At 60.7% G+C, this 22201-nt stretch carries 18 protein-coding genes and 2 pseudogenes; 9 read left to right on the forward strand and 11 right to left on the reverse strand.

What is annotated here, in order from left to right; genetic code table 11:
• Positions 1-50: 50 nt before the first annotated feature.
• A complete protein-coding gene (locus tag KTC28_RS20550) occupies positions 51-404 on the forward strand; it encodes a hypothetical protein (RefSeq protein WP_216711610.1) in 354 nt (117 codons plus the stop codon).
• A gap of 218 nt (positions 405-622) precedes the next feature.
• Positions 623-1009, forward strand: coding sequence for a DUF1761 family protein (locus KTC28_RS20555; protein ID WP_216711609.1), 387 nt, complete (start codon positions 623-625; stop codon positions 1007-1009).
• 295 nt (positions 1010-1304) lie between these two features.
• On the opposite strand, the gene KTC28_RS20560 is transcribed toward KTC28_RS20555, so the two are convergent.
• From KTC28_RS20560 to KTC28_RS20575, 4 genes are read right to left on the reverse strand one after another with little or no spacing between them, the layout of a single operon-like run.
• Positions 1305-2564, reverse strand: coding sequence for an MFS transporter (locus KTC28_RS20560; RefSeq protein WP_216711608.1), 1260 nt, complete (start codon positions 2562-2564; stop codon positions 1305-1307).
• A gap of 10 nt (positions 2565-2574) precedes the next feature.
• Positions 2575-3885, reverse strand: coding sequence for an aldehyde dehydrogenase family protein (locus KTC28_RS20565; protein WP_255602641.1), 1311 nt, complete (start codon positions 3883-3885; stop codon positions 2575-2577).
• A 56-nt stretch (positions 3886-3941) separates the two neighbouring features.
• Positions 3942-4709: a coniferyl-alcohol dehydrogenase gene (locus KTC28_RS20570; RefSeq protein WP_216711607.1), complete on the reverse strand. Its 768-nt coding sequence runs from the start codon at positions 4707-4709 to the stop codon at positions 3942-3944.
• A 23-nt stretch (positions 4710-4732) separates the two neighbouring features.
• Positions 4733-7216 (reverse strand): TonB-dependent receptor, encoded by a 2484-nt coding sequence (locus KTC28_RS20575; RefSeq protein ID WP_216711606.1) that lies wholly within the window; start codon positions 7214-7216, stop codon positions 4733-4735.
• A gap of 192 nt (positions 7217-7408) precedes the next feature.
• Here KTC28_RS20575 and KTC28_RS20580 point away from each other — a divergent pair, with 192 nt between their 5' ends.
• From KTC28_RS20580 to KTC28_RS20600, 5 genes are all read left to right on the forward strand, one after another.
• Positions 7409-9112 (forward strand): sigma-54-dependent Fis family transcriptional regulator, encoded by a 1704-nt coding sequence (locus tag KTC28_RS20580; RefSeq protein WP_216711605.1) that lies wholly within the window; start codon positions 7409-7411, stop codon positions 9110-9112.
• Between the two features lie 266 nt (positions 9113-9378).
• Entirely contained in the window at positions 9379-10392 is a 1014-nt protein-coding gene (locus KTC28_RS20585) for an AraC family transcriptional regulator (RefSeq protein WP_226895898.1), read from the forward strand.
• A 142-nt stretch (positions 10393-10534) separates the two neighbouring features.
• Positions 10535-11059, forward strand: a complete 525-nt coding sequence (locus tag KTC28_RS20590; RefSeq protein WP_255602520.1) for a GNAT family N-acetyltransferase — start codon at positions 10535-10537, stop codon at positions 11057-11059.
• 160 nt (positions 11060-11219) lie between these two features.
• Positions 11220-13010: a retropepsin-like aspartic protease gene (locus tag KTC28_RS20595; RefSeq protein WP_223132309.1), complete on the forward strand. Its 1791-nt coding sequence runs from the start codon at positions 11220-11222 to the stop codon at positions 13008-13010.
• Positions 13011-13808: 798 nt separating this feature from the next.
• Positions 13809-13967 (forward strand): PEPxxWA-CTERM sorting domain-containing protein, encoded by a 159-nt coding sequence (locus KTC28_RS20600; RefSeq protein ID WP_219774175.1) that lies wholly within the window; start codon positions 13809-13811, stop codon positions 13965-13967.
• 102 nt (positions 13968-14069) lie between these two features.
• Here KTC28_RS20600 and KTC28_RS23370 read toward each other — a convergent pair whose 3' ends face one another.
• The 7 genes and pseudogenes from KTC28_RS23370 to KTC28_RS20635 form a co-directional block, all read right to left on the reverse strand.
• Entirely contained in the window at positions 14070-14228 is a 159-nt protein-coding gene (locus KTC28_RS23370) for a PEP-CTERM sorting domain-containing protein (protein ID WP_223132310.1), read from the reverse strand.
• A gap of 63 nt (positions 14229-14291) precedes the next feature.
• Positions 14292-15900 (reverse strand): annotated as a pseudogene (gene tnpC, locus KTC28_RS20610) (IS66 family transposase).
• Positions 15901-15981: 81 nt separating this feature from the next.
• Positions 15982-16345 (reverse strand): annotated as a pseudogene (gene tnpB / locus KTC28_RS20615) (IS66 family insertion sequence element accessory protein TnpB).
• Positions 16342-16800, reverse strand: a complete 459-nt coding sequence (gene tnpA, locus KTC28_RS20620) for an IS66-like element accessory protein TnpA (RefSeq protein WP_216711671.1) — start codon at positions 16798-16800, stop codon at positions 16342-16344. The pseudogene tnpB and the gene tnpA overlap by 4 nt, the downstream one beginning before the upstream one ends.
• A gap of 214 nt (positions 16801-17014) precedes the next feature.
• Complete coding sequence (locus tag KTC28_RS20625) at positions 17015-17914, reverse strand: lysozyme inhibitor LprI family protein (RefSeq protein WP_216711514.1); 900 nt, start codon at positions 17912-17914, stop codon at positions 17015-17017.
• Between the two features lie 91 nt (positions 17915-18005).
• Positions 18006-18182: a hypothetical protein gene (locus KTC28_RS20630; RefSeq protein WP_216711515.1), complete on the reverse strand. Its 177-nt coding sequence runs from the start codon at positions 18180-18182 to the stop codon at positions 18006-18008.
• A 1236-nt stretch (positions 18183-19418) separates the two neighbouring features.
• On the reverse strand, positions 19419-19682 hold the full coding sequence (locus tag KTC28_RS20635) for a hypothetical protein (protein ID WP_216711516.1): 264 nt from the start codon (positions 19680-19682) through the stop codon (positions 19419-19421).
• A 952-nt stretch (positions 19683-20634) separates the two neighbouring features.
• Between KTC28_RS20635 and KTC28_RS20640 the strand changes: the two genes are divergently transcribed.
• On the forward strand, positions 20635-21114 hold the full coding sequence (locus tag KTC28_RS20640; RefSeq protein WP_216711517.1) for a response regulator transcription factor: 480 nt from the start codon (positions 20635-20637) through the stop codon (positions 21112-21114).
• A 565-nt stretch (positions 21115-21679) separates the two neighbouring features.
• Positions 21680-22189: a Csu type fimbrial protein gene (locus KTC28_RS20645; protein ID WP_219773740.1), complete on the forward strand. Its 510-nt coding sequence runs from the start codon at positions 21680-21682 to the stop codon at positions 22187-22189.
• Positions 22190-22201 lie beyond the last annotated feature (12 nt).

The raw sequence follows: 22201 nt of genomic DNA on the forward strand, positions 1-22201 counted from the left end.
GAAAGCGGACACTCAGCGCAGCGTATTGAGTCGACGGGACCGAAGCGGCCGTGAACTCAAAACCAGGACTGTGCTTCGCCATTGAAACCAAAATGGATGGCTTGCCAACCCATGCCCGACCGCACGAAAACGAAGTTCCATTTCAACACATTGTCGCGATGTTGAGCGAGGTAGATTTGGCGAACCGCCATCCTGCCCAACGTTTCACAACAAATCCGCTCATAGCCGGTCATCGGTCCATTTATGCGTATGGAACTGTCGATCTGCCCGACCAACTGCTAGCGCATTCCAATCTTTGTTGCCCACAACGGGGAACAGCCGAATATTTCGTCGACCGCTTCGGCACTCCTTCGATCATGCATCAGGCTGAAAAATGCTTCGATTTGGGTTTCAACGTCGTCTGACATTCAAGCCTCGGGATGGCCGCACGATGCGATGGAGCGAAGAGAGACTAGCTGATACTGCGAATGACAGGAACGGGGTCGGAAGCCACGGTCGGAGCCGGGACTGGTTGAACGGCAGCTATGCCCGGTTTCACGCCAAAAAGCCGACAGGCCGCTTTCGGCCCCGTTTAGGAATTAGGATCGGTCGACGACGAAAGAGCGTTTGGGAAGGAGGGATCATGCATATCCTCTGGGTCATGGGTGTCAGTCTGGTTGTCGCTTCGCTTGCCGATTGGCTTTTCATAGGCGTGCTGTTCCACAATAGTTATTCGACATTTCCCGAAGTTTGGCGTGACGCGAAGGATAAGCGGCGTCAAATCCTGATTGCTCAGGCATATTCCGCGATGACAGCCGTCGGGTTCATATGCTTAGCAATTCGGTTGACTCTTGTTTCACTTGGTGGTGCGCTGAGCCTTGCGGTCTTAATCTGGATTATTGCGCCTCTACCTTTGCTGCTTGGCAATCACGTTTTCATCAAACTTGATCAGAAAGTGACGCTCGCCCACGCTTTAGGTTGGCTGGTTAAGCTGCTTCTAATCGGCGCGACAACTGCAGCACTGCTTTAACAGTCGGTCGACAAACGGAGCCGCTTCGCATGCGTGTCCCTTCCCCTTCGCCGATCGCGACCGTCAACACGGGTTTTGGCCGCCGGCAAGTCAGTGGTGGCAGACGGCGGTTATCCCGCTACTGGCGCTCCAAGCAGCCAGACGCCTTACGGCCCCACTACGTGGTGACAGACTGCACGCCTTCGTCCGCGACCGGTTTGCCGTGATTGTGGTCAAAGCGGGCCGGATTCAATTACTTAGCGACGTCCTGTGCCGCGCAGGCGACCATCGCCGAGAACTACGTCGGCCTGCCGCTCTAGTCGACGTGGCCCGGCAGGCGCTCGCGGCGCGGCGCCGTTTCCCGGAGGAAAAGCGACAGGGCAAGCCCGATCGCGAGACCGGCGAGCGGAATGACGAAGATCTGCGCGATGCCGTAGTGCTGGGCGACGAAGCCGGCGATGACCGGGGCGATCCCTCCGCCGAAGATCTCGCCGGCGCCCGCTACGACCCCGACGGAGGAGGACATCAATGCCGGCGACACTGCTTCCGAGGCGACAGGGCCCGCAAGGATCGACGTCAGACCGAGGGCGAAGAAGGCGGTGACCGACAGCCAGCCGAACAGGAGCCATGGGTCTGCGGGGGCGTGGGCGAAGAACCACGTGCCGACGGCGGCGCCGAGGAAGGCGAGCGCGGTGGCGGGACGTCGGCCGATGCGGTCCGAGATCCCCGCAACCATGAATTCGCCGAGGAAGCCGCCCCAGCCCATCCCCGACATCACCAGCCCCATCGTCACCGGCGTGAGGTGCAGGAAATCGACGAGGTAGTTCGGAACCATGGCGCCGAGGACGAAGATGCAGCTCATGGCGGCGAGCAGGCACAGCGCACCCAGGATGACGTTGCGGGACTTTATGACGTCAGTCCACGGTGCGCGCGGGGCGGTTACCGCCAAGCGTGGGGCGTCGCGGAGGACGCGGTTGAGCAGGAAGGCGAGGATGAAGCCGGGGATCGCGACGATCATGAACACCTCGCGCCACGACGGCAGGACCTGGAGCAGCTGCGTCGCGACGATGGGGGCGATGCCGAAGCCGAACAACGCGAAGGCACTGAGCTGAAGACCCTGATTCAGACCGCGCCGCATGGGTAGCGATGCCTCCGCGGTCGCGGCGACGCTGGCCGGGAGGAATGCCCCCTCGGCTGCGCCCATCGTCGTCCGCGCGAGCAGGAGCATCACGAAACCCGTCGCCAGTCCGGCCGCACCGGACAACGCCGAGAACACGACCAGTGCGGGGAGCAGAACGGCGCGGCGCCCGATCCGGTCGGACAGGTTGCCGATCAGGATCGCGAACACTCCCCACGCAATGCCGAGGCCGCCGACCAGCGTGCCGAGCTGGCCGTAGTCGAGGTGGAGGTCGGCCATGATGGCTGGGAACAGCGGCCCGAGGATCCAGCGGTCGAGACCGACGAGACCGAAGGACAGCGACAGCAGCAGGACCACGCGCCATTCGTATCGCGCATCCCAAGAGCCGCCGCCGCGGAGTGCAGCCGGGGTCGTGTTCGCGGCTATGGCGGCGGTCATCGGCGCGTCCTCAAATCGGGAAGTGTCCAGGTTGGGTCTCTATGGTGATCCAGCGGAGTTCGGTGAAAGCGTCGATGCCGGCCTTGCCGCCGAAGCGGCCGTAGCCGCTCGCCTTGGTGCCGCCGAACGGCATCTGCGCCTCGTCATGAACGGTCGGGCCGTTGATGTGGCAGATCCCGGACTTCATTGCCCGTGCGATCGTCAATCCCCGGGCGACGTCGCGGGTGAACACGCTTGCCGAAAGGCCGTAGTCGGTATCGTTGGCCAGTTCGACGGCATGCGCCTCGTCCCGCGCCCGGGTGACGGCGACGACGGGACCGAAGCTCTCTTCGCGGAAGAGCGCCATCGCAGGGGTCACATGATCGACGACGTGCGGCGGCATGATGACGCCGTCCGCCGGGCCGCCGGTCCCCAGACGTGCCCCCGCGGCGACCGCGGCGTCGACGAGCGCGGCGACGTGGTCCACCGCCCTCGTGTCGACGACCGATGCAGCGTGCATCGTCGAGACCTTGGCGGTGAAGGCCGCGACGAACGCCTCGGCGACCGCGTCGACGACGATGATCCGCTCGGTCGACATGCAGATCTGTCCGGCGTTCATGAATGAACCGAATGCCGCGGCTTTTACTGCTTCGTCGAGATCGGCGTCAGCCAGCACGATCAGCGGTGCCTTGCCTCCCAGTTCGAGCAGCACGGGTTTGAGGTTCTGCGCGGCGCGGATGGCGATGATGCGCCCGACCGCGGTCGAGCCGGTGAAATTGATCCGGCGGACTGCGGGATGGTCGATCAGCGCGCCCACGACCTCGCCAGCATTTGCAGGGGCGTTGGTCACCAGTCCGACCACGCCCGGCGCGAAGCCTGCGTCGGCGAAGGCCTCGACGATTAGCCCATGCGTCATGGGGCAGATTTCGGACGCCTTGAGGATCACGGTGTTTCCGCAAGCCAGCGGCACCGCGAGCGCGCGCACGACGAGGATGACCGGTGCATTCCACGGCGCGATGCCGAGACACACACCTGCGGGTTCGCGCAGCGCCATCGCGAGGCACCCCGGCTTGTCCGACGGGATTACCTCGCCGCCGATCTGGGTCGTGAGCGCCGCCGCCTCGCGCAGCATGTCCGCGCCGAGGCGCAGGTTGAACCGCGCCCATCCCTCGTGCGCCGCGCATTCGGCGATCATGGCCGCGACTATGGCGTCGCCCTTCGCCTCGAGCGCCATCGCGGCAGCATTGAGTTGCGCGCGGCGCGCATTGGGGCCGAGCGCGCTCCACGCCGGCAAGGCGGAGGCAGCGGCGGCGGCGACCGCGGCCGCCTCTCTGACGGTCATTGCCGGTGATCGCGAGGCGAGCACCTCCGTCGCGGGGTTCAACCGATCGAAGGTCGTCACGCGAGGATCTGATGCCAGGCGCCGGCCCCCGCTCCGGCATCGACGGACACGTCGGTCCCGTTCATCCACCGCGCATCGTCCGAGAGCATGAAAGCGACGACCGGCGCGATCTCCTCGGGAGTGCCGGCGCGGTTGAGCTTGAGATCGTCTTCGGCGCGCTGGCCGAGCGTCTTGATGAAGTCGGCGAGGATCGGCGACGACACCGGTCCGGGCGATACGCTGTTTATGCGGATGCCGCGATCCTTCCAGCGCTGGCATTCCCATAAAGTCCAGGCAATGACGAGTTCCTTCGACAGGTGATACGAAGGGGCGCCCTCCACGTCCTGTGCGGCGATCCACGCGTCGGCATCGGCGAACGAAGTCGTCAATCCCGCCCGCACCACCGCAATGTTCGCGCGCCACTGGAAGCCGGCAAGCGAGGCCAGATTGATGATCGCGGCACCGTCGGCCAGCCGGATCGTCACGGCTTCCGTGAAGTGACGCAGGCCGAAGAAGTTGACCTTGAGCACCGCGTGCTTGTCGGCGGTCGGCGGAAGACCGGCCGAGTTGACCAGACCGTCGAACAGTATGTCCACCGATCTGAGCGTCTTCTCGATCGCGCTCTGGTCGCCCATGTCGATCGGGAAGAAGCCGTCGACCGCGAAGCCGGGCGCGTTGCGGTCGAACCCGACGACCCGCGCTCCCCGCGCCTGCAGCAGTTTCGCCGTCGCCGCCCCGATGCCGGACGATACACCCGTCACGGCGAAGACCTTTCCCTCGAACATCCCCTAATCCCCTTTCCGCGCGATCAGAACTTGAAGCCGGCGCGGACGTAGAATTCGCGCGGTCGGTTATAGGTGCCGCCGACGTAGCCGATGCCGGCCTGGTCCTGCCCCGAAATTATGAAGCGCTCGTCGGTCAGGTTCGTCACGCCGGCGTCGACATGGTAGTTCTTCGCCGCCGAGCGGTATGAGATCAGCGCTCCGACGACGTTGGTCGCCGGCGAGATTAGCTCGGGGGTGTTCTCGGCGTCGCGGGCTATGCTCGACTTGAACGCATAGTCGACGTGCGCATCGACCGATGCGCCCGAGGGCAGCGGAATGACATAATCCACGTTGGCCGAGGCCGCGTAGTCGGGGGTGTTGACGAACTTGTCGCCGAGGTTTGTGCCGGCATCCTTCTGCGTGTAACGCGCGTCTATATAACTGAAGGTCGCCGCCAGCGTCAGCGCGGAGGTCGGAACCAGAACCAGTTCGGCCTCGATACCTTTGATCTCGGACTGTGCGGCGTTGATCGTGATCGGCGAAACGCCCGAATACACGGTAACTTGCAGGTCCTTGTATTTGGTGTAGTAGCCGGCGAGGTTGGCTTGCAGCAGTCGGTCGAAGAACTGCCCTTTGACCCCAACCTCGTAGGTATCGGCTTTTTCCGGATTGAACGTCGGCGCGGCGAGGATCGGGGTTGTCGCCCGCGTCGTCCAGCCGCCCGCCTTGTAGCCTTGGCTGAACGTCGCGTAGGTCAGGATCTGGTCGGTCGCCTGGTAATTGACGCCGGCCTTAAATGAGACGTTGCTGAAACTGAGGTGATTGTCCGTCGTCGGAAAATACAGTGTCGGGTCAGTTGGATCGGGATGAAGCGATAGTGGATAGCCGAGCTTGTAGGCGAGGCTGTTCAGGTCGCGCTGACCGCCCTGGAATTCCTTCTCATCGCGCGTGTAGCGGACGCCGCCGGTCAAACCCAGCTTGTCGGTAATCTTGTAGTCGGCCTGAGTGAATGTGGCGTAACTTGTTGTGTGGAATGTGTTTGGTCCATCGATCTGGAGCAGGCCGCCCGCAAAATGAACGTAATCGGTCAGGTCGCCCTGCTCGTGAAAGTAATAGAGACCGGTGACCGTCTTCAAACGGCTGTCGAGGAAGTCACCAAGCAGCTGGACCTCCTCGCTCTCCTGCTGCTGGCGCATGGTGAAGGCATGGTCGCCCATCGGGATCGGCGAGCCGTCGACGTCGAGCGCGAAGCGGCTGTCGAGGTTGCGATACGCGCTGATCGACTTGACCGCGAGGGTGTCGGTCAGTTGCGCGTCAAGCGTGCCGGAGAAGCCGAACGTCTTGATCTTTGAATAGCCCGCGCCGGTGGCATACGAGGTGTCGATCCGCGGCGAGAAAAACCGGCTGTCGAAAACCAGATGGTTGTTGTTCGGGTCGGCGTCGACGTTGACCCCGCCGAGCGGGGGTAGCACGACGTTGGTGAACCCCGGCACCGTCGCCGCCGGCAAACCGCGCGGCGTGTTGCAGATGGCGTTTAGCGGCGTTGTCGCCAGGACGGCGGCGGGTGTCGAAATGCAGGTATTATAGACATCCTTCAGACCCGGCTTGAGGGCGAGTAGCTGGCTGCCGGTCGACTGGTCGTCGTCGTTGGTATAGTCGCCGGTCAGGCGGAAGGTCACGTCGGGCGCGATCTTCCACTTCAACTTCACGCGCAAATTCTGATCATTGTAGCCGCCGGCCGCTTGATAGGTCGTCGAGTCTGGCCGGACGAAGGCCCCGGAATCGTCGACGTAGTTGCCGGGAAACTTCAGGAAGTGGAAATAGCCGTCGGCGTGCTTCGCCGAGAACGACACCTGCGCCAGCAGTTTGTCGTCGATGATCGGAATGTCGACCGAGCCGCGGACATCGACACGATTATACGAGCCGTAGGTGACGTCGCCCGCCCCGCTGAAGGTGTTGCCGGGGTCGCGGGTGACCACGCTGATCGCACCGCCGATCGTGTTGCGGCCGAACAACGTCCCCTGCGGGCCCTTGAGGATTTCGACATGGTCGAGATCGAGCAGGTCGACAACCGCGCCGACGGTGCGGGCGTAATAGACGCCGTCGACATAGACGCCGACGCCAGGATCGAGGTTGAAGGCGAAGTCGTTCTGCCCGATGCCGCGGATGAATGCCGAAAGAACCTGGCTCGAACCGGAGAAGGGCGAGGTCCCGACGATCTCGACCGACGGTGCAAACTTGCCGAGCCCGGCGACGTCGGTGATCCCCTTCTGCGCCAGCGCCTCGGGCGTGAACGCGGTGATCGCTATCGGCACGCGCTGAAGGTTTTCCGACCGCTTCTGCGCGGTTACGGTGATCTCCTCAATCTGCCCGCCCGAGCCCGGGCCGGGCGTACTGCCGACGGCCGTCGCCTCCGGCGGGTTCGCGGCTTGCGTCGCCACCTGTGCTCCGACCGGCCATGCGGCGGTGACAAGAAGCGACGCGCCGATGCGCGCGGCGATGATGACGCGGTTCGAAACGATGGACATTGGACGATCCCCCTGATGGCTGGGCTTCTTGACGAGCTTGAGCACTGCCTTGCACCGATCGTGCCAACTCGGGTCGCTCCTACGACGGACACCGCGGAGCTGGACATTTTGGGTTTTAAGGCGTCAGTCTACAGACGGTCGCAGGCCGGGTTTTGGGTCGAACTGTCGACAATTCGACGGGGGAGAGAAAGTATGAAGGTTGGATCAGGCGCTGCTTCGCTTGTCGTGCCGCCTGATCTGCCACGTATCTCCGACTTGGCGGCGACGCTCCATTTCGCTCCCGAGCAGGGTCACATCTGGCTCGCCGGGAGGCGGATGGTTCTTGTCCACGCGCGGACCATGGGCATCGTCCGACGCGAGGTAATCAACGCCGTCGGCTACGACCGCGCCCGTGCGGTCTTCACTCGGCAGGGATACGAGGCCGGGGCGATGGACGCCGACGTTGCCGCCAAGGTCCGCTCCAACGACAGCGTCTACGACGCGTTCTCGGTCGGGCCTCAGCTTCACGCGCTGGAAGGCGCGGTCCTCGTCGAGCCGATCACGGTCGACGTCGATGTCGCAAACGGGCGTTTCTATGCCGAGTACAGGTGGCGTCACTCGTCGGAATGCGCCGAGCACGTCACGGCGTTCGGCATCGGGCAGGCTCCCGCCGGATGGGGACAGATCGGCTATGCCAGCGGCTACGCCAGCGTCTATTTCGGCCGGCCGATCGTCTACCGCGAGGTCGAGTGCATCGCCATGGGCCATGACGAATGCCGCATTGTCGGCAAACCGGCGGAGGCCTGGGACGATGCTGAGCCCGATCTCCGCTACATGAGGAGCGAACAGCTTCACACTGCAACAGACGCGATCCGCACAGTTCGTGAGGGGGACGCGAAGGCCGCCGACAATCGATGGCGGGTCGTCGGCGCGTCGTCGGGGTTCAACACCGCCTTCGATATGCTGCGTGACGTGGCCGACACCGATGCGCCGGTACTCTTCCAGGGTGAGAGCGGCGTCGGCAAGGAGATGTTCGCACGCAACCTCCACGCGATGGGCAAGCGCGCCGAAAAACCATTCGTCGCGGTCAATTGCGCCGCAATCTCGGAGACGTTGATCGAATCTGAACTGTTCGGCGTGGAACGGGGGGCCTTCACCGGTGCCACGGTGAGCCGTCCCGGCCGGTTCGAGCGGGCCGAGGGCGGCACGCTTTTCCTCGACGAGATCGCGACGCTGTCGCTGATCGCGCAGGCGAAGCTGCTGCGGGCACTCCAGGAGGGCGAGATCGAACGCGTCGGCGATACGCGGGTGCGGTCGGTCGACATCCGGCTGGTCGCCGCGACCAACGTCGATCTGCGCGAAGCGGTCGCGAAGGGGGCGTTCCGCGCCGACCTGTTTTACCGGATCAACGTCTTCCCGCTGCGCATACCGCCGCTGCGCGACCGTCGGGCGGACATACCGCTGCTGATGGATCATTTTCTTTCGGTCTTTCGTACCCGCTACGACAAGAAGGTATCAGGCTTCGACGAACAGGCCGTGTCGGCGATGCTCAGCTACGATTGGCCGGGAAACGTCCGCGAACTCGAAAACATGGTAGCGAGGGGCGTCATTCTCGGCCGCAGGGGCGAGCCACTGCGCGTCCACCACCTATTTACGAGTGGAGAGCGGCTCGGCGACCAGCGCTATCGGCTCGGCGCGGACGGACGCGTCCGATCTAGTGGACATCATGGCAATCGGTCACCGGTCGCAATCGCCGCGCTTATGGATGCGGGACTGACGATGGACGACGTCGAGCGTGATCTGCTGGACGAGGCCTTCCGCCGATGCAGCGGCAACAGGTCCGCCGCCGCGCGTCTGCTCGGTGTTTCAAGGGCCCAATTTAATCACCGCTACACCCAGGCTTCGAAGGCGCGATAAGTCACGGGTAGCTGTAGCGACGCTAAATGATCCGCCGTATTCTCCGCGCAAAGGGAAAAAGTTGGCTGCCGAAACTTCTCGAGAAGTGCATCGACATGTGTTCGGTCGATCGGGCATGTGCCCGCCGGAAGCTCGACGCCGTCCGTAGACGAATGTTCGACGATGGATATACGACATCTCATCAATCGGTCCTATTCGCGTTGCTTCACTTACGTGAACGGAAATCGGCTTCCGGGTGGTCAATCAGCAAATGCAAATGACCGAATGTGGGGGTTCTCGACGGCAGCTCCGGCTTAACAGAGGTCCGCTTTCGCTATCTGATCACCTGGAAGCCATCAGGCGGCTACCGGCCCCGAAGTGCCGAAAGTGTTCACATCGCAATTATCATTGCCGTCGCAAGCGTTCGCGGCGGGCCGACGCTCGCCGCGTTAGCAGACTATCAAATTTGCGTACTTGCGTCTTCCTGCAAGCTGCGCATCATCCTCCAAATGAAAAGAGGATCATTCGCGATCCAGCGCGGCAGCGGCGGTCCCACGGCGGTCGAGGCGCATTCTGGACAGAGCTTCGACCGCCACTCGCATGATGAGTACGGGATTGGCGTCATGCTCGCGGGGGCGCAGCGGTCGTGGAGCGGACGTGGAACCGTCGAAGCCATCGCCGGCGATGTTATCACTGTCAATCCAGGCGAGGTCCACGACGGCTCGCCGATCGGGGAAAGCCGTCGTTGGGCGATGCTCTACGTGGCACCCGGTCTGATGAAGACCATTGCTTTGGATATTTACAACGGCGATCGCGGAGACGTCGTATTTTCCAATCCGGTGGTGCGTGATAGTCGCGCCGCGGGGCGCTTTGCTGCGGCGTACGCTTCGATAACCGACAGGGAGGAGATCGATGCCGCTGATGAGCGCCTGACGTTGCTTATCGCGGGAATGATCGACTATTCGCCGCGCCCGATATCGGTCGCGTGTTCATCAACTGCGCGTGCCAAGGCGAGGATCGATGACGATCCGGCCGGAGATCATCCATTGGACGCTCTGGCCCAAGAAGTCGGAACCGGCCGCTTTCAGATGTTGCGTGGTTTCGCTCGCCTCACGGGACTAACGCCGCACGCCTATGTCGTACAGCGCCGACTCGACCTCGCAAGATTAATGCTCCGGCAAGGTGTAGGACTGGCTGACGCGGCAATCGGCGCCGGGTTCGCAGACCAGAGCCACTTTCACCGGGCATTTACGCGGCGATACGGCCTTACGCCCGGCAATTTCGCGGCGGCAATGCGTTAAGCGGCTGCAATTTCGTTCAAGACCGCCGCTTTGTGCCCCGGCATCAATCGTCCGCCATAGGAGACGATCGATGCGACCTCACGATGATGACGCTTCTGGGACTGTGATCCCTCCGTTTATTCGACGATGCGACGAAAATGACGTGTCTGTCATTCTGGCGGTGATCAATGCCGCCGCCGATGCGTATCGCGGCGTTATCCCAGCCGACCGGTGGCGCGAGCCGTACATGCCGGTCGAGGAACTTCGGATCGAGATGGCAGGCGGCGTTGTCTTCGCAGGGTATGTTCAAGACGGAACACTAGTGGGTGTCATGGGCATCCAGCGCGTACGCAACGTATCCCTGATTCGTCACGCCTATGTTCGACCAGACGTGCAGGGGCGCGGAATTGGCTCAAAGCTGATCGCTGATCTTCAAAGCGCAGGCGATCGCCCCTGTCTGATCGGAACATGGGCAGCGGCGACCTGGGCGGTCCATTTCTATGAACGACATGGTTTCAACCTCGTACCACACGAAGCGATCGGCCCCCTCCTGCGAGCCTATTGGAACGTTCCTGATCGGCAAATCGACACGTCGGTCGTTCTGGCGATGCCGGCCCTAAGTGCAAGCGCTGCAAGCCAGTTGATCGAGGCCTCGCTCGACCCACGTTATGTCTTCGCAGCTCGATAAACCGACCGATTAAATTGCCGCTTCGACAAAAGTCGTAACAATTCTTCGGCAGTCATCAACAAGCGGCAATTACCTTGTATTGCTATCCTAATACATTGCGTCGTCAGCGAATAAGAAGTTAGAGGTTGTCCCATGTTAATAGCATTTGTCGCCTTGCTCCTTGCTCCTTTCTCCTGTAAACGTCGATGCGTCGGCCGATCTTAAGACAATCATTGATCGTTACACCGTGTGGCGCGGTGGGATTGCCTTCGAACATCTGTCGTCCATCCGCGAGTCGAATACCCTCGACAGCGGTGGGCTTCATGGAACCGAAAAGATCCTCACTGCTCGCGACGGGCGTAGTCGCGTCGACCTGGATTTGGGGCCGTTGAAGCAGATCCAGGCGGTGACACCCGATGGCGCGTGGGAGGTCACCCCGGCCGCGCAAGTGCAGTCGATGGCCCTGATTGACACGCTGTCGTTGCGGCGCAGTGCAGCCCTCCAATTTGCCGATGCGTTGCGTGGTCGAGGTGGGGCTAAAGTCGAACTTGCTGCACCCACTACCGACAGCGGCCGCACCTGGGCCACCGTGCGGGTTACGTTCGGCGACGATGATATCTACGATGTTCTGGTCGATCCGGTATCCGGCGAACTTGGCGGCATTCGAGTGACGGCAGAGCGGCAGCTGCAGATTGAGCGGTTCAGCGACTGGCGGCCCGTCGACGGGGTTCGGATGCCATTTCTGAAAACAATCGAGGGGGCTGTGCCGAGCGACAACGAAACGCATCGCGTTATTACCATGAACATCAACGAGCCTGCGGGTCCGGGCAGCTTCACCAGACCATCCTTTATCAGGAAGACGGCGTTCACCGGCTGCGCGTCATCGACTGGATGGCTGCACTTCGAATTTTACGACGGCAACCGCATGTTCATCCCGGCGAGAATCAACGGTCACGACACGCTAGCGCTTCTCGATAGTGGTGCGACAGTGTCTACGATCGACAACGACTATGCGAAGCAAATCGGGATCAGTGCCGCAGGGCGAGTTACCGCCGGGGGTACAGGCGGGCTTGATACTGCGGGGTTCGCAGGTGACGTCGATGTCGAAGTCGGCAACCTCAAGATCGCCGGATTGACCGTCGCCTCGCTCGACCTGAAGCCAATCGCCCGGCGAATCGGCCACCCAATGCCTTTCGTTCTCGGCGATGAACTGTTCAACGAGCTGGTTGTCGATATCGATTTCCCGCACCGTCTGATTGCGTTTCGCGACCCCACAGGCATTGCGCCGCCATCAGGTGCCGCCACGGTCCCGCTAAGGCGGCTAATCGGGAACCGATCGGTTCCGGTCAGCGTCGAAGGCGCGCCGCCCGTCGAGTTTGAGTTCGACCTTGGCAACGGCTCTCCGATGGAAATCTATCCGGCTTATTATCAACCACGCCAGCTGCTCGCGGGCCGGAAGAGCTCGGAAGTGCTTGGTGGGGCGGTCGGTGGCTTCCACCCGGAAATTATAGCCACCCTCCGCCGCATCGAGTTTGCGGGCGTCACCTTAAATGATGTCCCGGCGAGTTTTACCCGTGACGTCGTTTCAGCATCGAACTCAAATCGCGTCGTGGGCAACCTTGGCCTTCCGGTCCTGGCAAGGTTCCGGTTGCTGATCGATTATCCACAGGACCGGCTTTACGCGGTGCCGCTGGCTGATGCCGGTTCGTCAGCCTTCCACAAGGACCGCCTTGGCTTGAGCATGTCGGGAGAGAACGGCGTGCTCATGGTGCAGTTCGTCTCGCCCGGTAGTCCGGCGCAGGCGGCAGGGTTCAAGGCTGGCGATCAAATCGCGGCATTGAACGGCGAAGCAGCGGCGCTCTGGACGGACGATCGAGTTGCAGTGTTCCGCGATAATTCGGGCACCGCCCCGATCACCTTCTTGATGTTGGATGGCAGTACCCGACGGGTTAGACCGAAAGCCTTTTATTAGTCGGCCGAGTATATAGATCTCGCTACAATCTCGGTGCGTATGAGTGCCGCACCGAAGTCGGGCATTAGCCGGTACGGTTTCCGTAAGGCGCGGACTCTTGACCGTTCCGCTCATTGGGCTGTTGAATTTAACGGCTGCTTTTCCGGGGCCGCGTGCCGCAAGCCGCCTGACCGCTTACGGCTATGCCGAGGAGAGCAGCAAAAAACTTTGTCATCACTGAGTGAGCTCAAAATCACGTATTTGTGCTCATAGCGGTCGTTTGCCGCATCGCAGGTATGAACCATACCGTCAGGATAACGTTTGGGGGTAACCTTGAGTGGAGCCGATCGCATGATGACTTTTGTTCAACGAACAACTCGTTTCGCTATCATTTCCAGTCTTGCGCTGTTTGCAATGGGCACTGCTCCGGCGGGCGCAGTTACTGTCTATAATCAGTTTTGAGTTCGCTCGATCAGGTGCCACCGCAGGAAAGCAACGCCTCTGGGATGGGCGAGCTAATACTTGCTTGGGATGAAACAGCTTCAGCGTGGTGATCGATTACACCAGCCTGTCGTCGTCAATCGAGGGCGCACATGTCCACTGTTGTGAGTCCGCTAGCGGCAGCACGCCGATCGCCGTCGCCTTCTCGCTCCCGGCCGGCAATCCCTCGACGGGTGTGATCACGGGGACATACAATCTGACACTGGCATCGACCTATACCTTTGACGTTCTGACTCTGGCCGACGGTACCGCAACAGCCGCTCGAACCTACTTCCTAAACGGCCTGACTAGCGGATGGCGTATCTCAACGTACATTCAATGGCGTTTCCCGCCGGTGAGATTCGCGGTCAGCTTCCGGCAATGGCAGCTGGCGGCGTTCCCGAGCCGTCGAGCTTGGCGATGATAATCACTGGTTTTGCGCTCGTCGGAGGCACGATGCGCCGTCGAACGAATGTCGCTGTTGTAGCATTGGCATAGCCGCCCGGAACTATCTTCTGCCCGATACCCGCGAACAGGCTATCGGGCCAGATGCTTCGTGGCGCTTTCGGAGCAGAGCAGATAAGCGGCTTGGCCCTCGCGCTACTGCAGTTGGCGAATACAGTCGGCGCTAGGCAGCGACGACGGGCAGCCCTTGGCGCCGACGGCCGAAGACGCCGACGATGCCAATCCGGTGAGCATCATCGCCCACGAAGCCGGCTCGGGAACGCTGCCGATATTGGTGATTTGCCCCTGGCTCACCTCGTCATCCGATTTTAAGAACCGTGCAAAGCCCTTCAGTCGTAAGCGATGTGCCGAGGCCCTTCAGGCTTGGAAGTTCCACGGCATGAGCTGATCGAGGTTCTGGCTGGAGTGTCCGCGGGCAAGGCGCTCGAGGGTGTCGGTGAGCCAGGCGAGGGGATCGACGGCGTTGAGCTTGGCGGTCTCGATGAGGCTGGCGATGACGGCCCAGTTGTCGCCGCCGTCGTCGGAGCCGGCGAACAGGGCGTTCTTGCGGTTAAGGGCAATGGGCCTGATGGTCCGCTCGACGGTGTTGCTGTCCATCTCAACGCGGCCGTCTTCGACGAACAGCGTCAGGCCGGTCCGTCGCGAGGTAGCGTAGCGGATCGCTTCGGCCAGCTTGCTCTTGGCGCTGACCAGGGGGAGCCGGGCGGTGAGCAGTCGGAACAGCGCGTCGACGATCGGCTTGCTCTTCTCTTGCCGCAAAGCGCGACGGGCTTCGGCGTCCTTCCCGCGGATCTCGTCCTCGATGGCGTAGAGCGCCTTGATCAGCTGTAGTGCCTCGGTGGCCGTTGGTGAGGCGTCGGCCCTGGCGAGCTCGAAGAACTTGCGGCGCGCATGGGCCCAGCAGAACGCGAGCGCCACGTCATTGCGGCGGCCGAGCTTGTTGTAACCGGCATAGCCATCGACCTGCAGGATGCCGCTGAACCCGGCGAGATGTGCCAGTGGCCGCTCGGACTTGCGGTCGGGCGCGTAGATGAAGGCCACCGCCGGCGGATCGGTGCCGCCCCATGGTCGATCATCGCGGGCATAGGCCCAGATCTGCCCGGTCTTGGTGCGTCGTCGTCCTGGATCGAGCACCGGTGCCGTCGTCTCGTCGGCGAACAGCCTTGGTCCCCGCTTCAGGACAGCAAGCAGGTGATCCCGCAGCGGCGTCAGCCACCAGGCGGCGCGGCCGGTCCAGTCTGCCAATGTCGAACGGTCAAGGTTGACGCCCTGACGGGCGTAGATCTGGGCCTGGCGGTAGAGCGGCAGATGATCGGCGTACTTGGAGACCAGCACCTGCGCGACCAGCGCGTCGGTCGGCAGCCCGCCTTCGACGATCCGCGGCGGTGCCGGCGCCTGCACGACCTGGCCGTCGCAGGCACGGCACGCATAACGCGGACGGCGGGTCACCAGCACCCGGAAAGCTGCCGGCACCACGTCGAGGCGTTCGGCCACATCCTCGCCGATGGCATGGAGATCACCGCCGCAGCAGGCACACTGCTTGCTGTCGACGTCGATCAGTTGCTCGACGCGTTCAAGATGCGCCGGCAGCTGGCCGCGGTTGGTACAGCGCTGCTTCTCGGCGCGCGCGTTGGGTGAACTGATCGTATCCAGCTTCGCTTCCACCTTGGCGAGGGCGATGCCGAGATCCTCGAGCACCAGGCTCGAGCTGGTCGTCGTCAAGCTTCTCCGAGCGGGGACCGAACCGGTGACGCATGAAGGCGGCAATGATGCTGTTCAGCCGAGCGATCTCGGCATCGGCTTCAGCCTGGACGACGGCGTTCTGCTCAGCTTCGGCGCTAATGCGCGCGACCTCCGCCGTCGCGTGCTCCACCTTCGCCATGAGCCGCGCCGTCTCGGCGTGGGCGGCGACGATCATGGCGCGGAGCACCTTGGGATCGTCGGGAAGATCAGCTACGGCGAGCATGATAGCGGTAGTGAATCACGCGCGCGCACGCGCGTCGAGGGCTACCGCCGATATGAGTCAATCTACCGCAGGCACAGTGGCTTAGCCGGCGATCTGCGGCACTCTCGTGCGTCTGGCCTGATGCACCCGGCGCCAGTCCAGACCTTCCACGAGTGCGGCGAGTCTGGGCGGCGGACAACCGCATCACGCCGTCATGAACAGACGGCCAGCTAAAGGCGCCGGCTTCCAGCTTCTTGGCCATCAGGCACAGGCCGGTGCCGTCCCACCAAACCAGCTTGACCCGGTCGGCCTTCTTGGCCCGGAACACATAGACGACGCCGGAGAAGGGATCGCCGCCGAGCTGGGCCGTCACCAGCGCTGCCAGGCCGTCCATCCCCTTGCGGAAATCTACCGGCCGCGTGGCGACCAGCACGCGGGTGGCACCGCTTGGCCCCGGCGCCGTCAACGGCTGCCCTTCAGCGCATCCAGTACCGCCGCGATCAGGGTCGCATCGGCACCGCGGCCGATCCGCACCGAAATGCCGTCCATGCTCACCTCGATCGGGGCTGGGATACTGCCGCGACGCGCAGACCGACGTCGTCGCGGAGATCTGGCCGCCGATGTTGCGGGTAGCGGCGATGGAACCTCTTCAGGCTCGACGATCGCCGGCACGAACAATGGCGCTTCGGCGGGCTCCACCGGGCGGCGCAGCTGCCGCCGCCACGTGAACAGCTGGCTGGGGCAGATGTCGTTCCGACGCGCCACGTCACAGACGGTGATGCCGTTGCCGGCATAGCTCTCGGCAACGATCTGCGCCTTCTCATCATCGGACCATGGCCGACGCCGCCTCGTGCCGGTGAAAACCTCGATCCGCGCCGCACGACCGCCCATCGAGCCAGCATCGTCACATGACATCATCATAGCATCAACACCGCCAGCCCCTGGGACAAGCAGGACTCGCGGGTTACGCCAACATCAGCAAGGCGGGGTCAGCACAGCGCTTACGCTTCGCGAGGTGAGCGGCAACATCGCTTTGGCTATTGTCGACGGCGAATAAATTGTTCTGACAGGAGCTGCTCTCCAGGCGTATTACGTCCTCATGACTTGAAACTGACGAGCTTGAACTCGTGTACAGTCACGGTTTGATTGCGTCTAGATCGCGTAGTCTTTCGCGATAGACGTCGGCAAGACACGCTTTATCAAGACACAGTTGCCGCGCATTTAGGAAAGTCGTTTCGCCATGATGCAGCGCTTCGACCGTCGCAGGGTCGACACTATCGTCCAGTGCTGCGAAGCGCGCAGCGAGCGTCCGATCGAGCGCAGCCAGGGTCGGGTCAGTACAAATCGATCTAGTTATCTCACCCTGGCCAGCATGGCACTGAAAACTTGGACTTTTCTGGGCTTCCATAAAGGCGCTCGGCGCTTGCGAGGGTTTCGATCGATCCGACCGCGGCGGCGGTAACGAGACCGTTGACGAAAGAGGGTCGCTTGATGGCTCGATCTGCCCGACGCTCGCGATAGTCCTCGGGGCGTTCTTCATAGCTCTGAGATGATCCGATCCGGGTTCGTTCGTGACCGGCTCAATATGCGCTACGATCGCCGGTGACGAATTTCCCGACGCTCTGGGAAAGATTCGAAATGTCGACTGCGCCACCATTGCTGGAGGTTGCCGATTGATCGATGCCACTATCTGCGCCTTGGGCTGGTGTTGAGGCGGCTTCGTTTCCCAGCCAAACGTGGCCGCCGCAGCGATCACAAGCAACCCGGTCCCGAACCACCAGACCCATTTCGCGCCGGGTCGCTTCAATTGAGCAGATCCCGATTCGGGAACAGCGGATAACGGTAGAGGCATCGAGCGCATTGGGTTGGCTGTATGATCATCGGCTCCCACCGATGGCGAAAAAACCAATTTGGGCGTCGCACCATGACGCGGTCCAACCAGGTCTAAATTAGTTTTCCGCGCGAAGCCTGGCGTCAACGTATCTCCGTAGCGTGCATCTGCCAGCTGTCTGCGCCAGTCGTCATCGTTGGACATTGAAGATCCACCTCAAGCTCGGACGGATTCCCATCGCTTGATTTCAGCTACGGTGCCGCACATGCGTTATCGGACTCACTGCCTGCAGTGGTTAGGGTCGAGCCGGCGTTGGAACCTGCTTGATCTTGGCGAGCGATGCTCGATTCAGTGCGGCGATCTCAGCGGATTGCGGCACGGGCGGCAGAACCCGTTTGTGGGCCTTCCGCGCATTGCTGGACCCCGCCGCCATCAATGTAATCGCGCCAACAAAAATCAGAAGGAGCTTCACGATCGCTATCCCTTGCCATACGATTTAGGTTAACAGTCTATTAACACATAATGTTGTTTCGCTCAAGTCCGCATCCTATCCTAAAGGACGACCCGGATAGCCATCCTCACTCGGCATGCTCAATACAAAACGCGCTATCGCTTGTCACAAATTGAAATAAAACGTAAAACTTTTTTCTAAATCGACCAGTTTCTAGTTGTTACTTGAGACGAATACGGCCCAACTCCTTTAGACGCCGTGTGTAAATGTCTTTCAAGCATGCGGTATCACCGCATGCTTGACGCAAATTTAAAAACCTTGTTTCTGCATGATGTATTATACGATTTTGATAATCGTTAAGTTTACCATCGAGTCTCGCAAAATCGAGCGCTAATTGATAATCCAAATGCGACAGCAAAGGTGTTGAACATATCGCATTAGTAATTACGCCATGTGAACGATTACAATCAAAACTCGCTCTGTACGCGGGCCTATTGGTCGACGAGACATCGCTTATATCTGTGAAAGGATCATTATTCGAATCCGGGCCGGCAGAAGGATCATATTCATTCAAAGAAACTCTTGAATATTGCCCCGATCCTATAAACGCGCCCTGATCTAGCCTCACTTCTGGCCTAGAAGTTGTCGGATTGGTATTGCGTGTTAAAATAGCCTGAGATTGACTAGCTACTGATAAGGCAAAAAGTAACATTGTAATCATTGGACTCACTTCCTACATGGACGGCTTCCTCTAGAACGAGACGGTTAACTTGTCGCAAGCTAGGCATCCGGTATCAAAACACCTTAATAATTAATCAATATAATTTCCGGCCTGATCCATTACGATCTCAGTGAGCGTTCGCTATGTCAATCCGACTTAAGATAGTCGAGCCTGAAGCTGTTTCTGATCAGCATGATATGGGAGCGATGAACTGCCAGCGCCGAGGTTCATGGCTGACTCCCCCCCAAGCAAAGCGATCCGAAAACGCCCCTGTTGTCACCGTTGATGACGGCGAGATCGTCGTACCTGGTCTTATCACGGTAGCGCCGTCGCTGAGTGCCGAGGCCGCGCGCACGCCGGCTATGGTATCCTGCTCGTGCGTCACTCTGCGCGAGGTTGGCCGTCTTGGCTCGGTTGTCGAAGCGAGATGCCCATAGGGCGCTGATATCTAGGTTCGGCCAGACCGTAGCCACCTTCGGTCAATTGCTCGAGATGGCCGCGGTGGCGAACGACGATCGAGTTTCGCGCCCGCTCGATTAAACTCTTTTTTCTAGCGCGATGAGCGCCGAGGTGATCCCGGCACGACGGACACGAAGCGTCATTCTAAGCGAATCGTGGGTGAGGTGAATGTTATTTCCGTCGAGCCGGTCCAGACACATTAGCAGCGAGGGGGCGATGCGCTGCTCGATCGTCTGCCCTGCGGCTGCAATCGAACTCGCTGACTGGATCGCCAGCGCCTGTACAAAATAGAGCAGATGCCGGCGCAGCGCGGTGGTGGCTTGAAGCGGATCGGTGAGCACGCTGACTGGGAGTTTAAAAGCCGCGCTTCCGTGATCTTGACATAGGCATTGTGCGGCGACTGGTCGAGCAAAGAACCGTCGCGGTTTCCGACATCCCTTCGCGGCCGACAATACCGACCTCGCACGCCTCGAAGTTGCGCGCGGGCGACGATCGAAACGATGCCGTCCTCAGGAAAGTAGACGTGCTCGATCATGTTTCCCTCTTCGTGCAACTGAAAGTGATGCGGTCAAGCGACGTGGATTAGGTGAGGGGCGAGGAGTTTGAAGTCGTCCGCGGAAATGCTCCACAACGGACTGTTGCGCACCGTTGCTCGGGACATATCCATCCATCATCACCTCGGAGATGCGTACGCTTGCGGACAAATAACTCTAGGGCTCCAACATTTAATACCGCGGTCAGCTCGATCGTAACGCAAGCAGCCGTCGCTCGTCGCTCATAAAGTCGATGCAAAAATGCGGCGCGCGCTCATGAACTTTGGATGCGGCGCGATATCTGCGGGACAACGCCCTAATGGATACGATGACCACTCTCGCGATATGACGTTCGAATTCTTTGAAGTTTCGAACGTCATGCTAGCATTGTCATATCACATTATCAGAGCATTGGCACCGCCAGTTCAAGGAACCAGCGGGACTCGCGGGTTACGCTGCCATCCGCAAGACGAGGTCAAGACACCGCTTACGACCAATCAGGTCGAGAGCGTACAAGACTTTCCGTGACGGTTGGAAAACGGCCCGAAATGGATCATCCAAAAAGTTACGCATCGCAACGCGTCCTAGGTCAACTTTCGACCGTAACTAGCGAAATCGAAAGTGAGATATGATGTCAGCCCGGTCGCCCAGCACGTCGCGTAGCATAGTTATTGCTCATCCCATTCCGCTCGTGGCGGAGGCGTTAGCGACGATCGCTACGAAAGCTGGATACGCTCTGGACAAGGCCTGTGGCGATGCGATGGGGACCGCGTTGGTCACGGCCGACCTCGCGATTGTCGCGGTACAGCTCGACGGGATTGCAGTCCTCCGCACACGTCGCGCGGCCGGCATTCCGACTGTTGTGATCGTCGACCATCCGACTATCGAGACGCTACTCGCTATAGTCGGGCTCGCCGCCGAGGGGCTGGTGTTGATGACCAGCCCAGCAGCAGCGGTTGCAGATTGCTTGACAGTAGTTGCTTCGGGCAAGCAATGGCTCGACTCCGAGGCAACGCGGCTAATCATCGACCGCGTTGCGCGTCCTGCCCCTCCAATTTTAACACGACGCGAGCGCGACGTTGCCAATCTTGTCGCCGCTGGTCAGCGTAATCGCACGATAGCCGAGCGGCTCAGCATTACCGAGGGCACCGTCAAGATGCACCTCCACAACGTCTACGGTAAGCTCGGCATCGAAAGCCGGACTCAGCTGGCGATGGAATTGCGCGTGTGCGGGGTATGATCGCACAGCTTGCTATTTAGGACTAGAGAGCCATCCACGTCCCCTCAGCTACTGCCGTTGTTGCAGCGTTGCAGCGTTACCGCACTGCTGGGCAAATTATCGGTTACGCAGCATGAAAACCGGCGTGGGCGATGATTGCCAGGTCGCAGGCGTGAACGGCTTGGCTTACTCGTGATGGTCAACCGCGCTTTGGGTCTTCTAGGCGTAAGAAGGTAGCTGATAAAAGGTCGGCTTTGCTGCATTCGACGTCTGGATGCGATCGGACCGCTATCGACCCCGTCTTAACCCCGGGGCGTCGTCGCCGAGGAGAGTATCATGCAGGGTACGGCTGGGCGTTTTTACGGGAAGCGAAGTCAAAAATAATAATATTCTGTATGTCTACCTTATGTGCAAAAGTGCACTGCTCAGCCCTAGGCATATTAAAGCAATTATAATATGTACTCAACCTTCGATACACTGGTCCAATATTTAATCATAAATTAAGATACAATTCTGTTGGTATGGCAAAAGATTGCTCCTACCGAATAAATGATATTGCTCAGTTGCTTAGATTAGGGACTATCAAATGATGTTGAAGGTTTGGCCGTGCTATTTTGACGCAGCGTTCAAGGCAATTTTGTCTGTGCTGGCCTTGGGTGCGGCAATGCCTGCGCTGGCCGCAACATCGACTGCCAGTTTTCAGGTCACGGCGACGGTCGCTGCGACATGTGTCATCAGTGCTACTAACCTTGCATTCGGGACTTATTCGGGGGTTCAATCCGACAGCACATCGACTCTGTCAGCGACGTGCACGAACACGACGCCGTATACCGTCGGCCTGAGCGTCGGAGCGGCGACCGGTGCGACCACGACCGCCCGGTCGATGACCGGCCCCGGGGCCGCGTTGTTGGGCTATGCGATGTATCGCGACAGCGCGCGGACGCTCAATTGGGGTGCTACGGCCGGAACCGATACGGTCGGCGGGACCGGCAGCGGTGCGGCGCAGACGTTGACCGTCTATGGACGGGTCGCCGGGAGTCAATACGTCGCTCCCGGTGCGTATACTGACACCATCACCGCAACGATCACCTTCTAGACATTCGAACCA

Source organism: Polymorphobacter megasporae, from assembly GCF_018982885.2.
In the GTDB taxonomy this organism is placed as follows: Bacteria; Pseudomonadota; Alphaproteobacteria; order Sphingomonadales; family Sphingomonadaceae; genus Polymorphobacter_B; species Polymorphobacter_B megasporae.

Bases quoted from the DNA above. Each gene is read 5' to 3' on its own strand.
- KTC28_RS20555 (WP_216711609.1), top strand. From the start codon at position 623: ATGCATATCCTCTGGGTCATGGGTGTCAGTCTGGTTGTCGCTTCGCTT.
- KTC28_RS20560 (WP_216711608.1), bottom strand. From the start codon at position 2,564: ATGACCGCCGCCATAGCCGCGAACACGACCCCGGCTGCACTCCGCGGC.
- KTC28_RS20565 (WP_255602641.1), bottom strand. From the start codon at position 3,885: ATGACCGTCAGAGAGGCGGCCGCGGTCGCCGCCGCCGCTGCCTCCGCC.
- KTC28_RS20570 (WP_216711607.1), bottom strand. From the start codon at position 4,709: ATGTTCGAGGGAAAGGTCTTCGCCGTGACGGGTGTATCGTCCGGCATC.
- KTC28_RS20575 (WP_216711606.1), bottom strand. From the start codon at position 7,216: ATGTCCATCGTTTCGAACCGCGTCATCATCGCCGCGCGCATCGGCGCG.
- KTC28_RS20580 (WP_216711605.1), top strand. From the start codon at position 7,409: ATGAAGGTTGGATCAGGCGCTGCTTCGCTTGTCGTGCCGCCTGATCTG.
- KTC28_RS20600 (WP_219774175.1), top strand. From the start codon at position 13,809: ATGGCGTTTCCCGCCGGTGAGATTCGCGGTCAGCTTCCGGCAATGGCA.
- tnpA (WP_216711671.1), bottom strand. From the start codon at position 16,800: ATGATGATGTCATGTGACGATGCTGGCTCGATGGGCGGTCGTGCGGCG.
- KTC28_RS20625 (WP_216711514.1), bottom strand. From the start codon at position 17,914: ATGTCCAACGATGACGACTGGCGCAGACAGCTGGCAGATGCACGCTAC.
- KTC28_RS20640 (WP_216711517.1), top strand. From the start codon at position 20,635: ATGGGGACCGCGTTGGTCACGGCCGACCTCGCGATTGTCGCGGTACAG.
- KTC28_RS20645 (WP_219773740.1), top strand. From the start codon at position 21,680: ATGATGTTGAAGGTTTGGCCGTGCTATTTTGACGCAGCGTTCAAGGCA.